The organism is Psychrobacter sp. TPE 89C (genome assembly GCF_055522395.1).
Map to the genome: position 1 here is coordinate 1 of NZ_JBVFXW010000041.1, position 26,480 is coordinate 26,480.

Below are 26,480 nucleotides of genomic sequence, written 5' to 3' on the forward strand. Positions count from 1 at the left end.
CAGCTTAATAAATATTTAATATAATTTTATTTTGTTAAAAAAATCATTGTCCAATAACAACTTAGGACGAGCATTAACTTCTTTCAACCCTACCTGATGCTGCATCATTAATTCTATTAAATTCATTTGATCAATGAGTATTAAACTGTGTGAATCCGTCGTATTAGCATATTCCTAAGCAGGCTTGGTAAAGCTCGTCGTAGTAATAAATAAACCATGATGATTGGTTTTTTGCGGTGGATATGCGCCTACAAAATTCCTTAAGTCTCCATTTGAAATATTATTACCGGTGCTATAAAGCTTGGCTTGAATATAGTAATTATGAACCTCACCATCCGGAAAATCTTGAATGATGAGGCCATCAATACCATTATCGTTTGAGCGACCAGTATGACGAGAGGTTAAATTACTCTCGGGACTTTCAATCTCCAAAGACCTTTCAATTAGTTTTAAACAAAACCACTCAAACTGCAAAGGCGATAAGCTTTCAAGTTGAGCCATAATCATATCAGGCGTTACTTTGACGAAGTCATTACCTACAGCGGCGTCTGCATAGTTGTTCATAAAAATAGAAGTTCGACGCTGAGTTTCTTCAATTAAATGATTAATAAGTGCATCGCCATTTTTACCATAAGCAGCAATATTTACTTTTTGTAAATCAGCAAAAGCTTTACTATCGAACCGTGCCAAATTGGAAATATAATCACTATTTGGGATACCTTCGCCAATATATTGAGTAAAATTGTTGCCCGCTAACCAAAAATAGACTTTACCAAATGGATCTAAACGTATCATATTTTTAGGCGTTACTTTTTCATCAAAAGTAATAAAATTAGCGAAATTTTGATTTAAATTTGGCACCAAGCTGAACTTATCTTCTTTGACCAAACCCATCGCCGATAAACACAATAAAATTAAATCAATAATGTCGTCATAACAAGGCGAGCCATCATGACACTCATGGCGTATATCATAATTACTCATGTAATTGATTTCTTTATGATCATTTACAATCTGTGCTAACTTTTCAAACTCTCTATAAAATACAGTGCGTCCCACGATGTTCCGCGTACTTAAGTTTTTTATAGTTTGTATACCTGCATTTAACATGTCGCCAAATGCGGGCAGTTTAGTAATATTACTCATAGTTTTATCGTCTTTGTTCGACTGCGTAAACAGTCAATATAATTAATTTGGCTTTGTATTTCAAAAACTTAAGGACAAATGTTTATGCTACCAACTATTGGTACAAAAAGCATCTATAGTTCACCTTTATATTCTAAGTAGTTTAAAATTAACACAAAATAATCATGGGTGAATAATAGTCCCTATTACCTACAACTAGGTTAATACTGTAACCACTTACAAATTCTTTGATTATGTTAGTCAGGAAAACTCCCCATTTCATAGGGATTGATAAATTCAATCAGTGGCTGTCTGCGGCAAATAATGCTATTATTAACGACCTGATTTGACACAAGAAAACATGGTAACCAACTTCGTTTTCAGACTAAATTAAAATCTTAAGCCATTGATAATTAAAAATTTATTTCTTATCAGCCTATTTTCCGATCGTATCCGTAAGAGTCTTCTATGGCATTTGTACATCTTGGCATTCACAGCGAATATTCAATTACTGATTCTATCGTGCGTATTAAGCCGATGGTTAAAGCGGCGGCGGCTGACAATCAGCGCGCGCTGGCCTTGACCGATTTATCCAACCTTTATGCCACGGTAAAATTCTACCGTGCCTGCCTAGGCGCTGGTATCAAGCCTATTATCGGCAGTGAAGTCATCATGGAAAATGAAGACACACGACTGACCTTGCTAGCGATGGACAACGAAGGTTATCAAAACATTACCCGTATCGTATCCCTTGGCTTTACCGAAGGGCGTGCCGATGATGCCAATCACGGTGTACCAGTCGTGAAACGCAGCCATATTTTGGAACATGCGGCAGGCGTGATTGTATTATTTACCGAAAAATCCGATGTCGGCCAAGCATTGGTTAGCTCGATGCCAGAGAAGGCTGATGAGCTGATTACCGAGTGGCAGTCACAGTTTGGCGATCGATTATATTTCGCCATCAAGCGCACCAGTCGCTCAGGCGAAGACGCCTTTATTCAGACTGCTATTCACTCGGGTGCCAAACACCACATCTCTATCATCGCGCACAACGATGTGCGGTTTTTAGAGCAAGATGATTTTGATGCCCATGAGGCACGTGTCTGTATTGCAGGCTCCTATGTATTGGCTGATCTCAATCGTCCGCAGACTTACTCTGATGAGCAGTACCTAAAGACTCAAGCTCAAATGGAGCAGCTATTTGCTGATATTCCACAGGTTATTGATAATACCTTGCGCTTAGCCACTCGTTGTAATGTGACGTTGACACTGGGTATTAACGTCCTGCCCGACTTCCCTGTGCCTGAAGGTGAAACGATCGAATCGTTCTTTCGGGCAGAGTCTGTACGTGGTCTAAATAATCGCTTGGATAAGCTCTTCCCTGTCGACGAGCGTACTGAACATTGGAACGACTTTCGCCAGAGGTATGATGAGCGCCTAGAATATGAGCTTGAGATCATCCTATCAATGGGGTTTCCTGGTTACTTCTTAATCGTTATGGACTTTATCCGTTGGGCGAAAGCCAATGGCGTACCCGTTGGACCGGGTCGTGGTTCTGGTGCTGGGTCGCTGGTCGCTTATGCGCTAAACATTACCGACCTTGACCCTATCCACTACGATCTATTATTCGAGCGCTTCTTGAACCCTGAGCGTGTGTCGATGCCCGATTTCGATATTGACTTTTGTATCGAAGGTCGTGACCGAGTCATTGATTATGTAGCGCAAACGTATGGTCGAGATGCGGTCTCGCAGATTATTACCTTTGGTACCATGGCCGCAAAAGCCGTGGTACGTGATGTCGCGCGAGTACAAAGCAAGTCATATTTCCTTGCCAATAAAATATCGAAGCTAATTCCCAAAACACCTGGTATCACACTGAGTCAAGCGCTCGAACAAGAGCCGCAGCTCAAAGACCTAATCTCTAATCCTGACAATATGGATTATGAAGATGCCATAGAAGTTTGGGAAATGGCCATCAAGCTAGAAGGCGTCTGCCGAAACGTCGGTAAACATGCGGGTGGTGTACTGATTGCCCCACATAAAATCACTGACTTTAGCGCCATCTATTGTGATGACGAAGGACATCGCGTCAGCCAGTTTGACAAAGATGACGTCGAGGCCGTTGGGCTAGTGAAGTTTGACTTTTTGGGTCTACGTAACTTAACTGTCATTAATGCTGCGGTTGAAAACATCAACTTGCGCCGTGTCAAAGAAGGCAAAGACGCGTTGATACTAGAAGACTTGCCATTAGATGACAAAAAAGCTTATAAACTGTTACAAGATGCCAAAACCACTGCCGTCTTTCAGTTAGAAAGTATGGGTATGAAAAAGTATCTGGCCAAACTGCAACCGACCAATATTGAAGATGTCATCGCCATGTGTGCGCTATATCGTCCCGGTCCACTCGATGCGGGCATGGTAGAGATGTATATCGACCGTAAGCATGGTCGTGAGGAAGTCATCTATGATCACCCGAATCTTGAGCCGATTTTAGAAAACACCAACGGCGTTATTGTCTATCAAGAACAAGTCATGCAAATCTCACAGGTCATGGCGGGATATAGTTTGGGCGGTGCAGACATGCTGCGCCGTGCGATGGGTAAAAAGAAACCAGAAGAGATGGCCAAACAGCGTGACATCTTCGTCACAGGTGCAACCTCACAAGGCATCGATGAAGTCACCTCAGGCGGCGTCTTCGATTTGATGGAAAAGTTTGCCGGTTACGGTTTTAACCGCTCGCATTCTGCCGCTTATGGTGTACTGGCTTATCAGACAGCTTACCTAAAACAGTACTACCCTGCCGAATTTATGGCAGCCGTATTGACATCAGATATGAACAACACGGACAACGTTGTTTTCTTTATCAATGACTGCCGTGAAAACTTTGACTTAACCGTTGTAAATCCGTCAGTAAACCGCAGTGAATGGCATTTCGTCGCTGATACGCCAACCAATATCATTTATGGATTGGGTGCGATTAAGGGCGTGGGTGAAGGTGCCGTTGAATCTATCGTTGATGCACGCCGCCGCGAAGGCCCATTTAAAGACTTATATGACTTTTGTCGCCGTGTGGATATCAAAAAGGTTAATAAGCGCACGCTTGAAGCCTTAGTCAGTGCAGGCTGTTTTGATGACTTTGCCGCAACTTTGCGACCTGACTTGCCAAGCGATGAAGCATACGAGATTCGCGGTGCGTTAATGAGTCAATTGCCAAGCGCCGTACAGGCCGCTGAACAAGACCGTCAAAACCGCGAAATCGGTATGATGGATTTGTTTGGTGAGATGGACGGTGTGGTCGCCGCGCCGCCGCTCGTCATGACGCCAGAGCTAATCTGGGGTGATAAACATCGCCTAAAAGCAGAAAAAAATACTTTGGGACTGTATTTGACAGGTCATCCCATCAATGAGTACCTAGATGAGCTAAAACGCTACACCTCAGGCGCTCGCCTTGATAAACTGACAGATACTGGCTACAACGGCAGCTGCTATTTTGCCGGATTGATTATCGATATCGCCAACTTTGGTACTCGCAATGTCATTACCTTAGACGATGGGACCTCAAGGTTAGAAGTCAGCTGCTATGCAGAGCGATTTAACCGCGTAAAAGACCAGCTAAAAGTCGACGAAGTGGTCATTATTAAAGGCAGTATTCGTGAGCGTGAGGGTCGTCTCTTTGCCCGTCTTGATAGTGCCATGAGTATGGTTGATGCACGTCTGCGTTGGCTCAAAAAGATAAGCATTAAAGTTCATGGTAGCGACATTAAATTGCTCATGCATCTACAACCACTACTCAAATCAGCTCAAGCCGACATCATACCTGCGCCGCGCTTGGCTTATAATAGCGATCAGGATGAGCAAGACAGCAACAGTGGTAATGGCGCTTACGACCCTCCGATGGGTGGCAGTTTGTACGATGAAAACGGTAATGATTTACTGGCAGTAGACAACGGCAGCCCTACCGACCAGAATTATGCTAATAGCGCATTAAGCAATACGGACACTTCTATTAATGATAATTGCCTACCGCTTGGGCTGAGCATTTATGAAGAGTTTGGTATTGCTAATGTGGGACTATCCGAGCATTGGCGTATCTACCCTAACGACGATAATTTACAGCAGTTGAAAAACATGATTAATGAAGACAATTTACACTTTCATTATAGTTAATGTCTTCCGCAGCTTTAAAAACCTATTATCATCAATCAAGGGCACACTCAATACATCTTATAGTCTGTTCAATATAATTTGAATATAAGGAAGCTGAGCGAGGCTGACACCGTATTCCGTTTATAGAGGATTTGACTATAACCTTATTGCTTTAACTTTTAACAATTGGACATAACACCATGGAAAATAACCCAAATAACAATATGACTCAACAAACTGAAGAAATTATTAATCATGAGCAGTTTGAAGATATGCGTGACCTGCTCGAAGAAGACTTTGCCGACTTAATACAAGTGTATCTCATAGACAGTAAAAAACGTGTCGCAACGCTGCGAACCGCTCAGCAAGAAAACGATCATGCCAATGGCTATGAGACCGCTCATGCCCTAAAAGGCGCTAGTGCTAACTTGGGAACAACACAATTGGTCAAGCTTAGCAGTCAATTGCAAGAGTGCTGCCGTGAGCGCCGTATCGGTGAGCAGGCCGCACTTATTGAAAACATCGCAGCCGCATTAGAACGCGCTGAACAAGAAATAAACCTAAGATTGGAGCAATAAATGCGTAGCGAGACTCCATCATCTGAAGCGTTACCAACTCTCTCAGAACCGTCAGCTCATAGCGTGAGTGATTACCTAGACGCTGTGCAAGTTGTCATGGTTAATACGACTTTACCTGCCAACATTGGCTCAGCCGCACGCGCCATGCACACTATGGGGCTCTCGCATCTAACGGTCGTTGAGCCCAAACTACCTATTGATAACACCAGTGTCTCTCATGCCGCAGGTGGCAATGAGCTGCTTTCATCAGCGACCATCACCCCAAATCTTGAGTCTGCTATTGCAGACTGCCAGCTCGTGTTCGCTGCCAGCAGTCGCAGCCGTCACTTGCCTCGCCCTGTGGTCACACCCACGCAGGCAGCCAAAATCATGTTTGACTTTATGGATCAGCAAGACACAGCCATTCACGGTAAACCAAATATCGCGATATTGTTCGGTCGTGAGGATCGCGGCTTAACCAATGAAGAGTTGGCTTATGCAGATTATCATATTCAAATCGATGCCAATCCTGCTTATCCTGTATTGAATGTCGCATCAGCGGTGCAAGTGATCGCCAGCTTTATCTTTGCTTACGCACAGACGCATACGCATACGAAAATGGCTGCTCATCATTCAAATACAGATGTCAGCACAACTGCTCAGCCAATGCTAGATATTCATTTGCGTCAGCAGTGGGATGAGCCAGCCATCACTCAGCAGCAGTTACTACAGCTCACTCAGCGTATGACTGACCTCATGGTTCAGCGCGGCTTGGCAGATAGCGAACATCTAAAGTCTTTGCCATCACGACTTTCTAGACTGGGTTCGCGTGTACAGCTTGATCAAAAAGAGTATCAATTACTAAGTGCATTGATTGCCAAGCTTTTAAAAGACTAAAGTTCAAAGTATATAGTGGTGGCAAGTAAGCCGACCTTATTAGGTTGGTTTTTTTGCCTTTTATACTGCCACGCTATATTTTATAGCTCAAAGCTGTTATAACTTTACAATACAAGATTCAGAATATATGCTCAAAAACTAGGCGCGGTATTACTATTACTTCCTAGTGTCATGACGACATTTTACTGACAAATAGATAGGACGCTTTATGTCATTGCCAACCAAGTTATTCAAATCGCTTACTAGCATCAAAAAAGACCTAAAAGAAGATATCGATGCGGTATTCAAACGTGACCCTGCGGCGCGTAATAGTCTCGAAGTCATATTGACCTACCCTGGCATCCATGCGCTTATCTTACATCGCGGGGCGCATTGTCTCTGGAATAACGAACAGAAACTTGCTGCTCGTGTTGTCTCTTATGGCTCACGTATCATAACTGGCATTGAGATTCATCCTGCTGCCAAGATTGGCAAACGATTTTTTATTGATCATGGTGTCGGTGTCGTGATTGGTGAAACGGCTGAGATTGGCAACGATGTCACCTTATATCATGGTGTTACCCTTGGCGGCGTATCATGGAATAATGGCAAACGTCATCCCACGCTAGAAGATGGCGTGACGGTTGGCGCTGGTGCAAAAGTATTAGGCCCATTTACAGTCGGTAAAAATGCCAAAATTGGTTCAAATGCTGTGGTGGTAAAACCTGTACCAGCAGGCGCTACGATGGTCGGTAATGCGGCTCGTATGATTTCCGATCATCATGATGAAAAAGGCAACCCGATTGCAGAAAAATCACAAGATACTAAGTCACAAGAAAAAACAGCGACCTCAAAACAAGCTACTGCACGCGATACGGCATTTCAGGCTTATGGTATTGATCCAACCTCACAAGATCCCGTTGCAGAAGCGTTTGCTAAAATGCTAGAACACATTCAGCAGTCAGAAAACCGCCTCGATCAACTACAAGTTGCCATGTGCAAAATCGATCCTAGTTTTTGTAAAAAAGAATATGACAAACTATGTTTAGAAGAGTTCGATGTGATTGGTAAAGATGAGGCTGATTAGAAAACTGAACATGGCTAGACTACCATACGTTAGAACAAGAGTTTTTAACGCTTGTGTGATAGGTCTACTATTTCCTATGTCTAGTCATGCCATAGCAGCCAATAACGATAGCCCAAACCATTACATAGAAGTAGATGTTGAGTCTTTAGTAACGAAATCTACTCTTGAGTGTGATTCTGTTTATAGACAGAACATCGCTGGTATTGCTTTTGCCTTGCAAGAAAGCACTGTGAATCGTATATCTCAGAATCAGTTTGCTATAGGTAATGACTACAAGATTAACGGCGTCAAACTAATAAGCACAACATACAAAAAATCTGAACAACAACGCACCGTAAATATGGATGTCGATTTTACTAAATTTGGAGTAAGAGTACTTCGTATTTCAAGCTTTGTGTATGATGGTGAAGCTGAAGGATTTGGTTATTACTTTGTTTTGAAAGGTAAGCCATCCATGAACAAAAGCTTTTTAGAGCAAGAAAATATCGACATGGATTTAGCCATAAAGACAAAAGGCGGCAATACCCGCATCCCTTGCATCATAGCAGGCTAAATGGGTCACATCACTATGGTAAAGGGCTTTAATATGAAGCTGTTACCTTTCTTCTTAGCTATAAGTTCAACCATTTCTAGTGGCTATCAATCTATTGATCTGCAAACAAAAAATGCTATAGCAGTTAGTGCTAGACCACTGATAATCTTATAAGATAAGAAAAAAAAGAAAACAAGCTTGATGACTAACTTTGGAAAGCATTTGGAAGAATTTTGATCATAGGCAGGTAATGTTGATATTAGCGTTTAGTACTAAACTTTTGATGTAAGGATTTTTAGGCTAAGAGAATATAGCAGGCACTAACCATGAGAGTACAGGTAATAAACCACTAAATTAAAGACGATTTGAAACTAACTCCTCAACTCCTGCGCGTTCATGCGCTTTAAACGGATAACGATCTGCCATAATTAGCCATTCGGACTTTTGGTTAGATGATGAATTTTTGCTTAGGCTATTTTTATCAGTAACTACTTCTATCAACAGAATATCGATATCCATGGTGACTTTTTTGACGAGCGTTTTTGCTACTGCCAAACGTTCTCTACCGCACTCACCTTCCATCTGCTTAAACAACGCTTGTAACTGTTGCAATGTCGCAGGTTTTGCCAAACGTAAACAGGCACATTGATTGGTATAGTCAGATTTCGGTAGCTCGATAGTCGCTGTAAAGTCAGGATTTTGAAACGGCGTTGATAACTGTATCTCGCCTAGGGCTGCTAAATCCTTACGAACACGTGGCAAGTGCTTATCGGCTTGGTAATTACTTCCAAGAGCCAATATCACCGCCGTCACAGACTGCGCTTGCAGCTGTTCAGGCAGGCATTGTTTTAGCGTTGCTAAATTCAAATCCATTGATACTTTATGCATCATTAGATTGGCTATTATCAGCTTCTTTAGTAGCTAGCTTGTCTGTTGACGCATAGCGCGTGATTTGCAACCCAACGGCATCCGCTTGCGCAATAGCAGTTGGCTTAGCAACACTTAACGTGATTTTATGACAGGCGTATTTTGTGAGTAGTTTGTCAGCAATCTGACCTGCCAAATGCTCAAGCAGTTTCGCTTTAACCTCTTTACACCACTCGCTGACATCATCGCAGACTGCTTTATAGTTCAGTGCATCATCGACATCATCTGACACAGCAGCAGCGCTGATATCGGTTTCAAGCGCGATATCAATCAGCAGCGGTTGCGTAATCGCCCGCTCCCACTCGTAGACACCGATGACGGCCTCTACTTTTAAACCTTTTACAAATACCACATCAGATTCAGTATGAAACATGCTCTCATCCTTGCTTGCTAAATGTTTAATTAGAATTTTGAACTCAGTTTTTTATTTGGTTTGCTGCAGTGCTTCTTCACGCAAACGCGCTGCTTTTAAGAGCTTACTTGGGCGATGGCGCCATAAATCAACGCTGAATAGTAGCAGACCTAGCCAAATCAAGCCAAAGACCGCTAAACGATGTAAATCAAATGGCTCTTTATAATAGAATACAGCCAAAAAGAAAATAAAGGTCGGGGTCAGATAATTCATAAAGCTTAAAATACTAAACGCGACCATCTTAGTCGATTTATTAAATAGCAATAATGGTATCAGTGTAATAGGACCTGCAATCATTAACAGCCAAATATCCGACGTAAACCAAAAACTCAACTGGCTACTGACCACATCAGACTGCCAAAACCACCAAAGAAAAATAGGGACGAGCATCGTGGTTTCGACAAACATCGCATCGACAGGCGTTAGCGGTGTTTGACGCTGAATCGTACCATAGGTACTGAAACTAAAGGCTAGCACAAGCGATAGCCACGGTAAACTACCGATCATAACCACTTGAATGACCACAGACAATAGTGCAAATCCAATAGCGACCCACTGCAAGCGTCGCAGGCGCTCCTTGAACAAAATCATCGATAGCGCGACACCAACGAGCGGGCCAATAAAGTAGCCCAAACTCGCCTCAAGGATACGGTCATGATTGACCGCCCATACGTATGTGAGCCAGTTAGTCGCAATGATAATACCTGATATAAAAGTTAATGCGATCCATTTTGGATTTTGCTTCAGGGTATCTATCCATTGCCAGCGCTTGGTCACAACCACTACGATGAGCAAACACGCAAACGTCCAAACAATGCGATGACCGATAATTTCTGTCGCATTATAGGCAGCCAGTTGTTTGAAATAAAGGGGAAAAGCGCCCCAAATACAGAAAGCGATAAGCGCGGTGATAATACCGCTTCTCGTCGTTTTGATAGGGACTACGGGTTTTTTGACAATATTTTGGGTGGTCATAATACAATACAACGTGTTAGAGCAAAGCGCGATCTCACCTGCTTCTACAAACAATAGAAGTATCAAAGCAAGAACGCAGGGTTACTACAGATAAGGTAAAAAGTAAAAAAGCAATGCGTTGATACCAGTTTGGGCATCAACACATTGCTAACGATAAACGCTGTTTTAAAAAACTATTTTACGTAAAACTTAACAAATAAGCGTATCACTCATGAACCCAGTGGCTCATTTGATAAGAGATAAAGCCGTCCTAATCACTCGCATTATCAACTTGGATAGACATACCAATATGATTGGCTAATTCTGCAAATCCTGGGAAGCTGGTGTTAACGGTTTCGACTCCTTCGATAGTGATCTGCTCAGACGCACGCAAACTAGCAACAGCGAAACTCATGGCAATACGGTGGTCATGGTGCGAGATAATGTGACCACCACCAAATACAGGCTGGCTGTTATTGACTTCGCCGTTCTCACTTTCTGCACCTTGACCTTCAATGATTAGCCCATCATCCGTCACGGTACAATCAATCCCGAGAGTATGCAATCCTTCAGCCATGACCGCAATCCGATCAGACTCTTTAACACGCAACTCTTTGGCACCAGTCAATACCGTACGGCCTTTTGCACAGCTAGCAGCGATAAACAATACTGGGAACTCATCAATCGCTAGTGGTACGAGATGCTCTGGTATTTCAATACCCTGCAAGTTTGAACCACGAATCGTAATATCAGCGACTGGTTCACCACCAACATGCGTTTCATTACTTAGGCTAATATCGGCTTGCATCAGCTTTAGGATATCGATGATACCCGTGCGGGTCGGGTTAATCCCCACCTGCGTCAAGGTCAACTCGCTACCTTGGCTAATCGCAGCAGCGACCATAAAGAATGCTGCAGAGGAGATATCAGCAGGCACGGCGATATCGCCACCCGTTAGCTGACCACCACCTGTGACACTGATACGATTACCTTCTACCGTCACTGGATAACCAAAGGCTGACAGCATACGCTCGGTATGGTCGCGGCTGACTTCAGGTTGGATAACAGTCGTTGTACCTTCGCTCCACAGTCCCGCCAGCAATAAGCAAGACTTGACCTGTGCAGACGCTACTGGCATATCATATTCAGCACCTTGCAGCGGCTTACCAACCGTCTCACGACCAGTAATGCTAAGTGGTGCGGTACCACTATGCCCTGTGCTTTGAATCACAGCACCCATGGCGCGAAGTGGTGCAGCCACACGTTCCATCGGACGTTTGTTTAAACTGGTATCCCCTGTCAATACGCTATCAAATGATTGTGCTGCCAAGATACCTGATAGCAGACGCATACTGGTGCCTGAGTTGCCCATATATAACGGCGTCTTGCTTGGTTTGAGACCATTCATACCGACACCATGAATGGTCAATTTTCCGTTATCAGGTCCTTCAATCGTCACACCCATGTCACGAAATGCTTGCAAGGTCGCAAGTGCATCTTCCCCTTCCAAAAATCCAGTGACATGTGTGACACCTGTTGCAAGGCTGCCAAGCATGATACTGCGATGAGAGATAGACTTGTCACCAGGAATGGTGATGATGCCTGAAACGGTATTGCTAGGGGTAATATTATAAGATGCTGACATGGCAGAAGTATCCGTATAAGGGGTGCTGGCTAACATATGGCCAAAATGTCGCCGTGCGGCTTGCGCTCGGCCTAAAAGTCCCATCAGGGCGGTTGAATCTTTATCAATGATAAGCTGACGCATGGTCTGTAGATAGACGCCATACTCATCAAGGGCGCTAACAATCGCGCTTTCGTTGGCAAAAAATATATCGTGCCACATTTTAGGATCGCTGGCAGCGATGCGGCTGAAATCACGGAACCCGCCCGCTGCATAACGAAACATATCCAAATTATCATCATGACTGGCCAACTGCTCAACCAGATTAAAAGCGAGCAAATGCGGCAAATGACTGGTATGTGCTAGTATCGAGTCATGATGCTCAGCTTCCATTGCCATCACGCTGGCACCCACTGCTTCCCATAACCGCCTTAGCTTACGTATCGCGACGATACTGGTCGTCGGCAGCTCACAGATAATAACGCTATGGTTGGCAAATAAAGTGGCACGTCTGGCATGATATCCTGAATTCTCAGCACCAGCAATCGGATGCGCGGGGACCAGTCCTGTCGGTAGCGACCCAAACACCGATTTGGCGGCATCGATGATATTGACCTTGGTACTACAAACATCAGTAATAATGCAATCAGTCGCCAGTTGTCCATTGTCCATCGCGGTTTTGATATCGACGAGCACTGCTTGTACAGCTTGTACTGGCACAGCGATGACGATCAGATCACTACCAGCGACCACATCACTCAATGCTGAGCTACCCGCGTCTAACAAGCCATGTTGAATGGCCTCCTCGATGCTTGGCGCGTGTCTATCGATGGCAACCAAACGCTCACTGAGACCATTATCTTTAATGGCTTGAGCAAGACTGGCACCAATGAGTCCAAGCCCAATGACACAAACTTGCTTGAATCGTGGCATCTGCATATTGGTAAGCGATTTTTTGTTATTTTGTTGACTGTCTTTCTGGCTATTCACGGCTTTTCTCATTGAACAAATTAACATCCGTTTAGATATATCAGTTTCGAAAAAACTCACGTTCTCGTTATACATTTAAGGGTAGTTTGACTTACTTTAAAAATACACGAATAGTATCGTTTAATCGTCAGTTAAAATAGAGCGCAACGTATCAATCAAGCGTAGATTATCTTCTGCTAAACCAACAGTAATACGTAGCCAGTTATGTAGACCATAAGCAGCTAATGGACGGATGATAACACCCTGCTCTAGTAACGCTTCATGGATAGAAGCAGCGGTTATGTCTTCCATCTCAACCTCTATTTTTACCATAATAAAGTTAGCATGTGACTTGATAAACCCTAATCCTAGCGCATCAAACTGCTTTTCCAACCAACGCATTTGCTCATCATTCATCAGACGCGTTCTTTCGATAAAGTCCTGATCCGCAAGTGCGGCGGCGGCGGCGGCCAAACCGATACGACTGACATTAAATGGCTGACGAATACGGTTCAATAGATCAGCAACGGCGACTGAGCTTAGTGCGTAACCCACACGCAAGCCAGCCAGTCCATACGCTTTGGAGAAAGTACGGACGATGACGACATTATCAAACTCGTCGAGCAGCGCCCGATTGTTACTTTCAGGACTGTACTCGATATAAGCTTCATCTAACACCACCAAGACTGAGCTTGGCACACTCGCCATAAACGCATGCAACTCTTTATGCGCAAGCTGAGTGCCTGTTGGGTTATTAGGATTGGCAATAAACACGAGCTTAGTATTAGGATTGTCCTGAACCGCTTGGCTCATCGCTTTCAGATCATGACCAAAGCGCTGAGCAGGTACTTCAACATCCATAGCACCCTGCATCTTCGCTAACATCGAATACACCACAAAGGCATATTGACTATAAACGATGGCATCGCCAGCACCAACAAAGCTACGCGCCAAGATATCAAGCAAATAATCAGAGCCATTACCCAAAGTGATTTGGTCGACATTCACATCATTAAAATCAGCCAATGCTTGCTTGAGATAGTAACCATTACCATCAGGATAACGCGCCAGCTGACCTAACTGCTCAGTAATCGCTAGCGTGACCTTCGGCGAGCACCCTACTGGATTCTCATTACTCGCAAGCTTCACCACATCTGAGATGCCATATTCACGCGTTAACTCTTCTACTGGCTTGCCTGTCTGATAAGGTGCCAATGATAAAATACTGGCATAGGCAGGTACAAGCGGTGACAAGCTTGACTCTATCGACTGAGATGATTGCATGATTTATCCTTAGATGTGAGAACGCACCTATTATGGGTTAAGCCTGTGAATATTAGTGGTGGCCAGTTGTTATACGCTACGACTTAAAGGCAATAGCTTAAAGAAAGTAGCTTAAAGACAATAGCGTATAACGATAGCGCTTATGAGATTTATAGCACCGCTTTTGGATATGAGCCTAAGACGCGTAAATCCTTCACTAATGGGCGGATATCGTTGATGGCCGCGCTGACATTTGGATTGTCAATATGACCGTCCATATCAATAAAGAACACGTATGCCCACTTATTAGGACGTTCAGGACGTGTTTCGATACTGGTCATAGACACGCCATGATAAGACAAAGGCTTTAATATCTCGATAAGCGCGCCTGCTTTATCATGGGCAGAGACAACGATAGAGGTCTTGTCTTGTCCTGATGGCGCAATCGCTTCATGACCAATGATGAGGAAACGTGTGGTATTACTTGGGTTGTCTTCGATGTTTGAGTAGAGCTTATGTAGGTCATACTCTGCCGCCGCTACATCACCTGCAATCGCAGCTGAGTGCCATTCGTTTTTCAGACGACGTGCTGCTTCACCATTACTCGATACAGCAACACGCTCAACATTAGGGAAATTCACATCGAGCCAATGACGACACTGTGCCAATGATTGCTGATGAGAATAGATACGGCTTAGCGCCTCTACCTTAGTGTGTTCAGCGACCAAGAAGTTCTGATGAATCGGCAACTCAACTTCACCAATAATCTTTAAGGTAGAGGATAAGAAACCATCTAAAGTATGGTTGACCACACCCTCTGAAGAGTTTTCAACAGGTACCACACCATACATCGCTGTACCCGCTTCCACTTCACGGAACACATCGGTAATGGTCGTCATCGGTACCGTGTCAGCAGCCTTGCCAAAATGCTTGAGCGCGGCAGCATGTGTAAAGGTGCCGACAGGCCCCAAGAACGCAATGCGTTGCGGCGCTTCTAAATCCAAGCAGACTGACATGATTTCGCGGAATAAACGTGCCATTTTTTCATCAGCGATTGGGCCAGCGTTACGCTCCATGACGGCTTTTAGCACTTGAGCTTCGCGCTCAGGACGATAAAAAATAGGATTGCTACTTTCAGTCGCCGAGCTATTAGCAATATGGTTTTTCTTAACTGCGGCCACTTGCTGAGCCAGCTTGGCACGGTTATTGATCAACGTCTGAATTTCGCAGTCTACTGCATCGATGTTTTGACGGATATTATTCAAAAACTCTTTTTCAGTCGCGGTATCGCTAGTGCCTGCAATGCCCTGATTTAGGTTGTCTATATTTTGCTCTGGTGACTGCTCACTCATTACCGCCCATCCTTTTTCTAATATTATTACTGAGTTTTATAACTGTTAGGTATTGCTAATAAATACTAATATATTGGTTCTAAATGCTTGGCGTATCGTCAAACTTCATAAACGTTTAGGTAGCAGCTATGAAGATATCGTTATTGAGATAAAGCATTCTAGCAATAATGCTTAAGATAAATGACATTCTATCGAATAATCTATCAAAAACACGTTAACTGCCTAAACCTGTCTAGCACTGTTACGACAGGCCAACGACACGTCAGCTAGCAAATGTAGCGGCCAAACCACTGACCCGCTCTACTATAACAAAAACTATGGTCAGTGCCCATGCGTAAATACGTGTAAACCCGCGAATATTAGCAAAGTTATAAGATATGACAGAAATGCACGGTCAAACTATGGGGCAATATTGGCTCAAAACTGTGTTACAGTTTAAAACTAACAACAGATAGCACTATAAATAAGAAAACAACCAATTAATAAATGGCATTATAAATTGAAAAATAAAGGATATTAGATGAACGCATTACAACAGCTTCGTACCATGACCACCATTGTCGCTGATACCGGAGACCTTACCGCCATTGCGCGTCTAAAACCTATCGATGCAACCACCAACCCAAGCTTAATCACCAAGGCACTCATCCATCCTGATAATCAAGGCATGCTATCAGAAACCATGAGCCGCCATAATGGCGATATAGATGCTGTGATTGACGCACTTACCATTCAGATTGGCTGTGATATTCTAGAACTCATCGAAGGCCGAGTATCTACCGAAGTTGATGCACGCTTGTCTTATGACACTCAAGCGACGATTGATAAAGCCTTAGCGTTTATGGACGCTTATCAAAAGGCAGGTATAAACTCAGACCGTGTGTTGATTAAAATGGCCGCGACTTGGCAGGGTATTGAAGCCGCACGCTATCTTGAGACCCAAAATATCCACTGTAATCTGACACTATTGTTTGGACAGCACCAAGCGATTGCGTGTGCCGATGCTGGCGTAACACTGATATCACCATTCGTTGGGCGTATTTTAGATTGGCAAAAACGCCAACAGAACCGCCAAAACGTGCCAGCCTCTGACGACATGGGCGTACAGTCAGTGAAGCGTATTTACCAATACTACAAACAGCATAACTATTACACCCAAGTCATGGGCGCAAGTTTCCGCTCAACAGAGCAGATACTGGCGCTAGCAGGTTGTGACCTATTAACCATTGCACCTAACCTCATTGACGAGCTTGCAGCGATGGACACTGAAGTCGTGCAGCAGCTGTCATCGAGCATGTCATTGGATATGGCAGATATGACCCGCGTGAGTTTGACCCACGAAGAGTTCAGTGCGGCCTATCAAAAAGACACAGTGACACAAGACCTACTACCCAAAGGTATCGATGGTTTTATCAATGCGCGTGATGAGCTTGCTAAGATGCTAGCGACTATACGTAGTTAAGACACGAAGTTAAAACACGAAGTTAAGATTCACAATCAATGATGCAGTCACTGACGCAGCCACTAATAGCGATAATACTCTGCGAACTGTAACAACAGGCAATAAAAGAAAGTTGCCTGCTAATAGCAAGTTGGCTATTATGGCCCACTTCCAACAACCAGAAGCAAGGCTTGATTATGAAGCGGCTATCAATGTTATTAGTAAGCGGTGCTCTCGCAGTCAGTGCGCATGCAGTGGACTGGTCAAAAGTATCAGAGAGTCAAACTGGATCAGTTTTTAGCTTAGACTTGGAATCTATCGAAGGCTCCGACATCAATATCATAGACGAAAAAGACGTCGAAAATATCACTGTGTCTATTCGTCGAACCTATCCTACACAAACGAATGAGCCGAAAGAAGATAACGCAAAAAAAGACAACGTAAAGAAAGACAAGGCAAAAAAAGACAACATTCATCATAGCGACCAGCAATTACTAATTTCTTGCAAAGATGCCAGTTACTACAGACGTGCCTATGTGAACTACGGAGCTAAGGATAAAGTATTAGCCTCTTGGCAATCAGAAAAGCCAATACTAACCACTAAAGACTTTAAAACCACGACGCCAAATACAGTCGGACGGACATTGGTAGAGCAAGCTTGTGAAAACTATGAGCAAGCCAAAAAGACCGCTTAAAATAAAAAAGCGCGCTGAATAATATCAGCGCGCTTTTTATTTTAAATACTTAGCGTTTATTTTAGCCTGTAAATACTACTGCTAAGCCTTCAACACCGTATAAACAGGTACTGGAAACTCACCATGCAAATCAACCAAATCTAGCAATACCAAAGCACCGACGACAGTATGTTCTGCTGAGCAGCACAGCTCATAGGCCGTGGTTAACGTACCACCAGTCGCCAAGATATCATCAACCAGTAACACACGCTCAGGTGGCAAATTATTTTGCATTTCAAGCGTATCTTTACCATACTCTAAAGCATAGGCTTTATTCGCAACAGGTGGTGGCAGCTTACCGGGCTTACGTAGCAAAATCATACCCTTGCCCAATCGGCCTGCCAATAAACTTGCAAACACAAACCCACGTGCTTCTACAGCCCCAAAACAATCTACCTCGTCCATCAACCCTTCTGGCAGTGCGGCAAGTAATGCATCAATGACCTCGTTGATATGACTGCGCAGTAACGGTGTAATATCATAAAAATCAATGCCAACTTTTGGGAAGTTTGGTACTGTGCGAATAACTTGCCAAAATGGATGATCGGTATTGAGCATATTAGACGGCTCGTTTTCGGTGTTTGTAGATGTAGCAGCGGCACTAGTGCTCATGGACAACCCTTAGCTTATATGGCTTAGACAATAACTGAATAGTAACTGGATGATAATGTATCAACGATAAATGATGGCTAATACGGTGAGTTTAGTGGCAGTCATTATAGCATAATCGATATTAGCATTGAGGCTAGGCTATCAGGCTTGTCGCTTATCAGTTTTGGGACAGAACCAATCTCTCTCTTGATAAAAGCAAAGCAATCTCAATATACAAGTGTAAACTTAACTACGAAAATCACGGTTATATGCTAAACTACGTGCGCTTTCGCAGTCTAATATAATGACTGTAATCCCAAGTATAAGTGTCAATAGCGCACTGTAACACTAGTAATGATCGATAGGACTATTTATGAAACGTTATGAATGTATTGTCTGTGGCTGGATATATGATGAAGAGCTCGGCTGCCCAGAAGAAGGAATCGCACCAGGTACTAAATGGGATGACATCCCTGATGACTGGACGTGCCCAGAGTGCGGTGTGGGAAAGCTTGATTTTGAGATGATTGAGCTGTAGTAGACGACTCGCTAATTAGGACACTTCATGACTATATCAAATGATATCAATAATGCCAAAGTAAGTGCCAAACCATCTGTAAGCCTTGATGACAGCGTAGGGAGCTACCCCACTGCTGAATGGCAAAAGTTTGGCGCGCATCAATGGTGCGACTCTGACTTGAGCAAACACCTGTATCAATCGATGATCAACATCGGTGATGGTATTGAACTCTGTGTCGAGGCTGGTGGCAACCCTAATAATCCACCATTGCTGATGATTATGGGGCTTGGCTCACAGATGATATTTTGGCCAGATAACTTCATCAAACGCCTCATTGATGCAGGCTTCTTTGTGATTCGTTTTGATAATCGTGATATTGGCTTGTCTTCTAAAGTTCAAATTGATGGTCTACCACGTATCAGTCAGCTAAAAATGATGATGCGTTTGCAAACTGGGCTGTCTAATAAAAGTACGCAAGTAGCTTATAATTTGACCGACATGGCAGAGGATACCGTGCGCTTGATTAAGGCACTGCAGTTGGGTAAAACACACATAATAGGCGCTTCTATGGGCGGTATGATTGCCCAAATCGTAGCGGCACGTTATCCAAGCCTAGTACAACGCATGGCATTGATGTTTACCACAACCAACCGTGCTTTTTTAAAGCCACCAAAACCAAAGCAGCTATACACACTCATTAATCGTCCTGAAAGCCATTCTGAGCGTGATATTGTGCGTCATAGCGTCTGGTTTATGAAGACTGTCGGCACACCTGGACATGTTAATGTGCGCATGGTGCGTGAAATTGCCAAACTGCGCTATCAACGTAATTTTCATCCGCTTGGTACGGTGCAGCAGCTCAATGCTATCTTGGCATCAGGTTCTATCAGTCGATTTAGCAAACAAGTCAAAGCACCGACTATCGTGCTACATGGCAGCGCTGATGGCTTAATTCCTGCATCACAGGGCCGCGTCGTTGCCAAGACTATTCCTAATGCCACGTTCCATCTAATCGAAGGCATGGCGCATGACATTCCTGAGTACTACCAGCCATATATGGTTGATTTGATTGGCTCGCACTTATTAGAAAAATAGTTTTTAAAACGCTAGTGGCTCAACTGCTTCACATAAAAAAGAGTGTAAAACCTATCATCAACTCATAGGCTTACACTCTTTTTTATTGCTAGGATACGACCTAAATACTTCATGTTGGGTTTTAAACATAAGGGCAGCCTCTAACAACTGATACTAGTCCCTTCTTTATCAATGCACATCTTATTGCCATTTTTTAGATTACCAATCCACGCTTTACCATCCGTAAATACAAACGCAGGCTTACCTTTGTAGCTATCACTTTCAGACACACCGCTATCAGAAAAACGAAACGGAATCACAAGCTCACCACCAAGACTGAGAAAGCCCCAGTCTTTACCAATTCGTACGCCAGCTAAGCCTTCGGAAAACGACTGCACCTCATCAAACGAATACGTAATCATAATCACGTTATTGTCATCGACAAATCCCCACTTGCCATCTTGTTGGCTCGGCTGCAATGTCGTAAAACGATTGAGAGGTGCTGTCTTTGATTGGGCAAGACCGGATTGAACAGAATTGGATTTTGATGAAGAGGATTTTGATGAAGAGGATTCATCATCTTTGCCATTTGGATCACTGGTCGTGTTACCGTTTTTGTCCAACCAACTGATTGCTCGGCTTTTATTGACGCGAGCCACGCCACCTCGATAATCATCGATATCACTAATCGCTGCCGAAAATGGCACAATAGTTTTATTGGCTGTGTTAATTACTCCATAGTTGCCATTTTTTTTCACGACGATACGGCCTTCCGACACCCCTCTTGCCCAACCTACTGACTCGCCCAATAGGTCATAAACGACTGGTACAACCTCACGACCCTGCATATTGATATAACCAACTTTGTTGCTACGTTGGACAGGGATTAGGCCACCAGAAATTTTATCTGCCTTAATCTCTTGATAGCGTGATAAATCAACAACAGCTTTGCCTTTACTATTAATCAAAGCCACTGGCGCACCGAAATCTTTTATTGCCAAAAAATAACCGCTACTTGACGTACAAGAGACGTTTTTATAATAGCTCTTGGGCAATTTACAACTTGCAGCATGCGCGGGCATACCTATCGCAATGGCCAATAAAACCCCAAGACACAGGTAAAGCGCATATGTTGGAGATGACCATAAACGGACTAAAGCAGGTAATGGCAAAAAAGACAAAGAACGTTGACGCATAAATAACCCTAAACTAAAAGTATGGTGGCGTTTTAAACCTTCACGACTGGCTGACAATTCACTTAGCACTAATATCGCACTTAATAATGTATTAATGTACTAATTGATGACACGCCCTTATGATTTATGATCATTATAAACCTTCACATTGATAAATAGCGAATAGCTACTTAAGGTGGCTCGCATGACCATACTATCGTGCAGCCGTCAAAATAAAAAAAACATGATGTTATTTTTTCTCAGGTTTTTAGTTTTCCCTGTAAAAATGTTTACTAATTACTTAGCAGGGCATTCATTTTTTAAGCCAAAACGTTTACAGTGAGACTTATATAAAATCGAGCATTACTCAAATTAGCTTGTCGTACTATGACCATCATTTTATTGTCTATAAATGACAGCACTCTCCCAACATAACATCACTTTAGTCATAAGTATTAAAGTAAGGATAATTTATGGCAGTGACCTCTTCGCGCTCTGCATCTATCGGCTTGGTCATCGGCTGTATCATTTTTGGTTTGGGAAGTTTGATTGTGGCTCATGTGGATGTTGGCGGTTGGGCAATGGCCTTTTGGCGACTAGCCATCTCCGGTGTCATATTTGCCATACTAGCCAAATTGACAGGGCAACATTTGCCACGTTCGAGGCGTGCCATCATTTATGGTTTATTGTCAGGGGCATTTTTGGGGTTAGATTTGGCGCTATGGCACGAGAGTATTTATGCGGTCGGCCCTGGTATCTCAACCTTGCTTAATAGCTTACAGATTTTCTTTTTAGCCGCTATCGGATTTTTGTATTTTGCAGAGCGTCAGTCTATTTTGCAACTGATCAGCTTGTGCCTTGCCATGTTGGGTGTGGCCATGATTGGTAGCCCTGAATTTGCGCATAATACAGATGCCATTTGGGGGTTTGTGACGGGCATTTTGTCAGGAGCCATGTTAGCCGCTTCTATGACCTTTATTCGCAAAACGCACGATACAGAGCCCACACCCATATTCGTATTGATGCAACTGGTCAGCATTGGTGGCGTATTGGCGATGATTGTGCCCATGTTTGTATTTGATATGGGACACATATTACCCAATACATGGTCTGAGATTGGGTGGATACTGATTTATGGGGCGGTCATGCAATGCTTGGCATGGGGACTCATTGCTTACTCTATCCCTAAGATGTCACTGGCACTAACAGGGCTACTTCTGTTAAGTGAACCAGTGGCCGCATTAATAATTGACTATAGCTGGCTAGACAAACCTATCAACACCTTGCAATGGAGCGGTGCCTTATTGACCATGTTTGCCATTTATTTAGGCTCACTAAAGCCCAAACCACGCGCCCTACGCCGTTATCGGTTTTTTGCACGCTTTTATAAACGTAAGTATAAATAATCTTGGCAATTTCATCCAATAAAAAGCACCCATGCTATCGATAGCATGGGTGCTTTTTTAGCGCCATCAGTTTAGTTCAGATATTCGATAAACGCTCTGAAACTTAACCCATTATTTAGCTAACGATTTACTAGCAGCCTTCATTTCAGCGCTCTGGTTAAACAATGCATTTAATACGATAGCTGCCAACGTAGCTGTACCGATACCGCCCAAATCAAAACCACCTAGGTGTAAGCTGAAGTTACCTGTGCCCATGATGACAGTGACCGCAGCAATAATTAAGTTGCTGTTTTTGCTAAAATCAATATGATTGTCTATCCAGATTTTTACACCTGCAAGTGCAATCAAGCCAAACACGACGATGGACGCGCCGCCCAATAATGCCCCTGGTATCGTCTGAATGATGGCACCAAACTTTGGTGATAGCCCAAGTATGATGGCAACCACACCTGCCACAACAAATATCGTCGTGCTATATACTTTAGTCACCGCCATAACACCAATATTTTCGGCATAAGTGGTCACACCTGTACCACCAAATCCTGCTGAAAAAGTCGTCGCTAAACCATCTGCAAAAAATGCGCGGCCCATATAAGGCGTCACACGAGCTTTGGTCATGCCTTCGACAGCCTTAAAATGCCCTAAGTTTTCAGCAACCAAGATAAAGGCTACAGGCGCAATCAGAATAATGGCATTTTTGTCAAAACTAGGCGTATGAATGGTTGGGAGACCAAACCATGAAGCGGCTGCGACACTACTAAAGTCAATCGGCGACCCAAAGCCTAGGACGTTAGTCATTACAAAATAGGCAAGATACGATAGTATCAGACCAACCAGTAGTAGCAAGCGACGCAACATGCCGCCTGTAAACACAGCCACACCACTGATCAATAGTACCGTCAATGTCGCCATCCAAGCATCAAACTGATTGCTAGACACTCCCTGAATGGTGACTGGTGCTAAATTAAGACCAATAATCATTACGATAGCGCCAGTAACGATAGGCGGCATCAGACGCTCAATCCAGCCGGTGCCTGTTTTCATCACCAACAGTCCAATCAACGAATAGATGATACCGCACGCCATAATGCCGCCCAAAGCGACACTTAAATTATCATTGAACCCTGCACCTGCATACGCGGTAACAGCAATAACTGGACCAATGAAAGCAAAGCTTGAGCCCAAGTAACTTGGCATACGCCCGCCTGTGATCATAAAAAACATCACAGTACAGATACCTGACATCAAAATAGCCAAGTTAGGATCAAAACCCATTAATAATGGCGCCAGTACCGTCGCCCCAAACATCGCAAACGTATGCTGTACACCTAACAATACACTTTTTGATGGCGGTAGATATTCATTGATACCAACTGGATCACGATCCAAATCACCCTGATAAGAACGCCATGTTGGAAACCAACGACCGTTTTCAAAATCTGGGTTTTTTGGATAGCTCATGGCTGCTGAATCAATACCTGCAGCTTCTAGTGCGTTGTGAGCCGATGGCTCTTGGGCGCTATTTTCTGAATGTGAGGAAGGGTCTTTTTGAGATGGCATGCGCTTATCCTATGTGAGCTGAGCTAAAATAATAGGCGACAATAAATGATGGGATCAAAACTGAGTCAAATCGTGAATTCAGTAGACAAAGAGATGTAGGTAAAGATGAATATAGTCGATTCAATTTAAAAGTAGTACAAGGCAACCGACTGCAGATGTATATCAAATACTTCAAGCGAGGTTAACGCTGTCATGCTTTTATAGTGGAATGACTATAGCAAGCTCCACATCCTTTCATTTATAATATGTCGCCCTAATTCATTCATTTATGTTGCAATATGGCAAACCAAAAGTATTATTTGGTATGATGACCATGTTTTGCTAGATGTATCAGGTCGGATATGTTCTACTAAAAACGATTTTGGCCGTTATGTACTCAACGTACTTTATAGCGACAACCAACTTACAGGATGTTACACGGCAGTTGACTCCGAGCATGATAACGGAGTTTCAAAATAAATAAAAGTTATTATTCAATCACCAGTTGTACCCCTTTACGCTCATACTTTCATAAGTTTTGCCCTGCACACGTTTGCTTTCGGTGCATAAGGGTGGTGGCTGTCTATCATATTCTCAATAAAAGTGCCTAAAGCAATCAATACAACAGGCTAAAGCACTCAAAACTTTTGGTAACTTATTATGATCAGTGTTTTTGATTTATTTAAAATCGGCATAGGACCATCAAGCTCACATACCGTCGGGCCAATGCTTGCTGCAAATCTTTTTTTGGCTTCACTAAGTAAGCATCAAGAACTGACCACGGTTAAAACGATTGAAATTGAACTTTATGGGTCTTTGGCTGCGACGGGCAAAGGACATGCCACCGATACTGCCATCTTGCTAGGTCTTCTTGGACACGCTCCTAGTACCATTGATACACGCATGACCAGTAATTATTTATCACCTATATTTTCTGACAAGACACTGAATATATCGGGTACTCACCTCATTAACTTTGATACGGAGCGCGATATTTATTGGTATGACGATACGGTGCTTCCTTATCATCCCAATGCCTTGATGCTTCGAGCCATATCGACAGATGGTACTCATTATCAGCAGACTTATTACTCAGTCGGCGGCGGATTTGTGATTAATGAAGAAGATGCCACCAATCCAGATGAAGATCATGCCAGCCCAACGATTGATGTGGTTCCCTACCCATTCAATAGTGCCGGAGAGCTTTTAGAGCAGTGCCGTCAGCATGGTCTAAGCATCAGCGATCTGGTACTGGCAAATGAGTGTCACTACCGCAATCAAACAGAGGTATTTGCCTATTTAGATTCTATTTGGGCTTCTATGCAGGACTGTGTGACACGCGGGTGTCAAAATAGCGGTATATTACCTGGTGGCCTAGATGTAAAGCGTCGTGCTCAAGCCCTACATTTACAACTGTGCGCTGAAAAAAATCAACCTGTGACGAAAAACGATAAGCTTGCGGCAATGGATTGGATTGATCTATACGCACTAGCCGTCAACGAAGAAAACGCCAATGGTGGTAATGTCGTGACCGCTCCTACCAATGGCGCTGCAGGTATTATTCCTGCTGTCATGCATTATTACCGTGACTTCCTATCAACTTACAGCATAGAAGGCGCTCGCAAGTTTTTATTGAATGCCACTGCTATCGGTAGCTTAATCAAACAAAACGCTTCCATATCTGGTGCTGAGGTCGGCTGTCAAGGTGAAGTTGGATCAGCCTGCGCAATGGCCGCATCGGCATTGGCTGAAATCCTAGGTGGCGATCCCGCTAAATGTCTCAATGCTGCCGAAATTGGTATTGAGCATAATCTAGGTCTCACCTGCGATCCTGTTGGCGGACTAGTGCAAGTGCCTTGCATCGAGCGCAATGCGATGGGTGCGGTAAAAGCCGTGAACGCAGCACGCCTTGCCTGCCGCGGTAATGGACAGCACTTCGTTTCTTTAGACAAAGTAATCGAAACAATGAAAGTAACCGGTGCTGATATGCTTGATAAGTATAAAGAAACATCGCGTGGCGGACTTGCTGTCTATGCAGACAATCGCATTCCTACGGCAACCCGCGGCTTTACCGTTAATTACAGCCAGTGTTAAAGCTACTAAATATTTGATTAAAAGAAGATAATAAAAAAGGCCTCTAATTTATTAGAGGCTTTTTTTATTGTCTTTTCTATAG

At 43.5% G+C, this 26,480-nt stretch carries 21 protein-coding genes; 11 read left to right on the forward strand and 10 right to left on the reverse strand.

The window, feature by feature from the left end; genetic code table 11:
• Window positions 1–174 precede the first annotated feature (174 nt).
• Window positions 175–1,146 (reverse strand): restriction endonuclease, encoded by a 972-nt coding sequence (locus ACZW67_RS11380; RefSeq protein WP_465183337.1) that lies wholly within the window; start codon window positions 1,144–1,146, stop codon window positions 175–177.
• Window positions 1,147–1,593: 447 nt separating this feature from the next.
• Between ACZW67_RS11380 and dnaE the strand changes: the two genes are divergently transcribed.
• From dnaE to ACZW67_RS11405, 5 genes are all read left to right on the forward strand, one after another.
• Window positions 1,594–5,292 carry a DNA polymerase III subunit alpha gene (dnaE, locus tag ACZW67_RS11385; RefSeq protein ID WP_465183338.1) on the forward strand — a complete coding sequence of 1,233 codons (3,699 nt, stop codon included), beginning with the start codon at window positions 1,594–1,596 and terminating at the stop codon, window positions 5,290–5,292.
• A gap of 179 nt (window positions 5,293–5,471) precedes the next feature.
• The gene (locus ACZW67_RS11390; RefSeq protein ID WP_465183339.1) at window positions 5,472–5,849 is read left to right on the forward strand and encodes an Hpt domain-containing protein; all 378 of its coding nucleotides are present in this window, start codon (window positions 5,472–5,474) and stop codon (window positions 5,847–5,849) included.
• Entirely contained in the window at window positions 5,850–6,725 is an 876-nt protein-coding gene (locus ACZW67_RS11395) for an RNA methyltransferase (protein ID WP_465183340.1), read from the forward strand.
• 208 nt (window positions 6,726–6,933) lie between these two features.
• The gene (gene cysE / locus ACZW67_RS11400; RefSeq protein WP_465183341.1) at window positions 6,934–7,791 is read left to right on the forward strand and encodes a serine O-acetyltransferase; all 858 of its coding nucleotides are present in this window, start codon (window positions 6,934–6,936) and stop codon (window positions 7,789–7,791) included.
• A 76-nt stretch (window positions 7,792–7,867) separates the two neighbouring features.
• Window positions 7,868–8,344, forward strand: coding sequence for a hypothetical protein (locus ACZW67_RS11405; protein WP_465183342.1), 477 nt, complete (start codon window positions 7,868–7,870; stop codon window positions 8,342–8,344).
• Window positions 8,345–8,677: 333 nt separating this feature from the next.
• Here ACZW67_RS11405 and ACZW67_RS11410 read toward each other — a convergent pair whose 3' ends face one another.
• The 6 genes from ACZW67_RS11410 to pheA all read right to left on the reverse strand — a co-directional run bounded on the left by ACZW67_RS11410 (window position 8,678) and on the right by pheA (window position 15,824).
• Window positions 8,678–9,214 carry a 2-amino-4-hydroxy-6-hydroxymethyldihydropteridine diphosphokinase gene (locus tag ACZW67_RS11410; RefSeq protein WP_465183343.1) on the reverse strand — a complete coding sequence of 179 codons (537 nt, stop codon included), beginning with the start codon at window positions 9,212–9,214 and terminating at the stop codon, window positions 8,678–8,680.
• Window positions 9,204–9,623 carry a dihydroneopterin aldolase gene (folB, locus tag ACZW67_RS11415; protein ID WP_465183344.1) on the reverse strand — a complete coding sequence of 140 codons (420 nt, stop codon included), beginning with the start codon at window positions 9,621–9,623 and terminating at the stop codon, window positions 9,204–9,206. The genes ACZW67_RS11410 and folB overlap by 11 nt, the downstream gene beginning before the upstream one ends.
• A 51-nt stretch (window positions 9,624–9,674) precedes the next feature.
• Entirely contained in the window at window positions 9,675–10,637 is a 963-nt protein-coding gene (gene rarD / locus ACZW67_RS11420) for an EamA family transporter RarD (RefSeq protein WP_465183345.1), read from the reverse strand.
• A gap of 250 nt (window positions 10,638–10,887) precedes the next feature.
• Complete coding sequence (locus ACZW67_RS11425; protein ID WP_465183346.1) at window positions 10,888–13,242, reverse strand: bifunctional prephenate dehydrogenase/3-phosphoshikimate 1-carboxyvinyltransferase; 2,355 nt, start codon at window positions 13,240–13,242, stop codon at window positions 10,888–10,890.
• Between the two features lie 108 nt (window positions 13,243–13,350).
• On the reverse strand, window positions 13,351–14,493 hold the full coding sequence (hisC, locus tag ACZW67_RS11430) for a histidinol-phosphate transaminase (protein WP_465183347.1): 1,143 nt from the start codon (window positions 14,491–14,493) through the stop codon (window positions 13,351–13,353).
• Between the two features lie 149 nt (window positions 14,494–14,642).
• Window positions 14,643–15,824, reverse strand: coding sequence for a prephenate dehydratase (pheA, locus tag ACZW67_RS11435; RefSeq protein WP_110922886.1), 1,182 nt, complete (start codon window positions 15,822–15,824; stop codon window positions 14,643–14,645).
• Window positions 15,825–16,344: 520 nt separating this feature from the next.
• Here pheA and ACZW67_RS11440 point away from each other — a divergent pair.
• Window positions 16,345–17,286: a transaldolase gene (locus ACZW67_RS11440; RefSeq protein WP_465183348.1), complete on the forward strand. Its 942-nt coding sequence runs from the start codon at window positions 16,345–16,347 to the stop codon at window positions 17,284–17,286.
• A gap of 176 nt (window positions 17,287–17,462) precedes the next feature.
• Window positions 17,463–17,960 carry a hypothetical protein gene (locus ACZW67_RS11445; protein ID WP_465183349.1) on the forward strand — a complete coding sequence of 166 codons (498 nt, stop codon included), beginning with the start codon at window positions 17,463–17,465 and terminating at the stop codon, window positions 17,958–17,960.
• Between the two features lie 81 nt (window positions 17,961–18,041).
• Here ACZW67_RS11445 and ACZW67_RS11450 read toward each other — a convergent pair whose 3' ends face one another.
• Window positions 18,042–18,557, reverse strand: coding sequence for an adenine phosphoribosyltransferase (locus ACZW67_RS11450; RefSeq protein ID WP_406947661.1), 516 nt, complete (start codon window positions 18,555–18,557; stop codon window positions 18,042–18,044).
• A gap of 406 nt (window positions 18,558–18,963) precedes the next feature.
• On the opposite strand from ACZW67_RS11450, the gene ACZW67_RS11455 reads away from it, so the two are divergent.
• Window positions 18,964–19,128, forward strand: a complete 165-nt coding sequence (locus tag ACZW67_RS11455) for a rubredoxin (RefSeq protein ID WP_110922890.1) — start codon at window positions 18,964–18,966, stop codon at window positions 19,126–19,128.
• 27 nt (window positions 19,129–19,155) lie between these two features.
• Window positions 19,156–20,205 carry an alpha/beta fold hydrolase gene (locus tag ACZW67_RS11460; protein WP_465183350.1) on the forward strand — a complete coding sequence of 350 codons (1,050 nt, stop codon included), beginning with the start codon at window positions 19,156–19,158 and terminating at the stop codon, window positions 20,203–20,205.
• 140 nt (window positions 20,206–20,345) lie between these two features.
• On the opposite strand, the gene ACZW67_RS11465 is transcribed toward ACZW67_RS11460, so the two are convergent.
• Window positions 20,346–21,380 (reverse strand): WG repeat-containing protein, encoded by a 1,035-nt coding sequence (locus tag ACZW67_RS11465; RefSeq protein ID WP_465183351.1) that lies wholly within the window; start codon window positions 21,378–21,380, stop codon window positions 20,346–20,348.
• Window positions 21,381–21,832: 452 nt separating this feature from the next.
• On the opposite strand from ACZW67_RS11465, the gene ACZW67_RS11470 reads away from it, so the two are divergent.
• A complete protein-coding gene (locus ACZW67_RS11470) occupies window positions 21,833–22,765 on the forward strand; it encodes a DMT family transporter (protein ID WP_465183352.1) in 933 nt (310 codons plus the stop codon).
• A gap of 111 nt (window positions 22,766–22,876) precedes the next feature.
• On the opposite strand, the gene ACZW67_RS11475 is transcribed toward ACZW67_RS11470, so the two are convergent.
• Window positions 22,877–24,226, reverse strand: a complete 1,350-nt coding sequence (locus tag ACZW67_RS11475) for a solute carrier family 23 protein (protein ID WP_465183354.1) — start codon at window positions 24,224–24,226, stop codon at window positions 22,877–22,879.
• A gap of 738 nt (window positions 24,227–24,964) precedes the next feature.
• Between ACZW67_RS11475 and ACZW67_RS11480 the strand changes: the two genes are divergently transcribed.
• The gene (locus ACZW67_RS11480) at window positions 24,965–26,398 is read left to right on the forward strand and encodes an L-serine ammonia-lyase (protein ID WP_465183353.1); all 1,434 of its coding nucleotides are present in this window, start codon (window positions 24,965–24,967) and stop codon (window positions 26,396–26,398) included.
• Window positions 26,399–26,480: the final 82 nt, after the last annotated feature.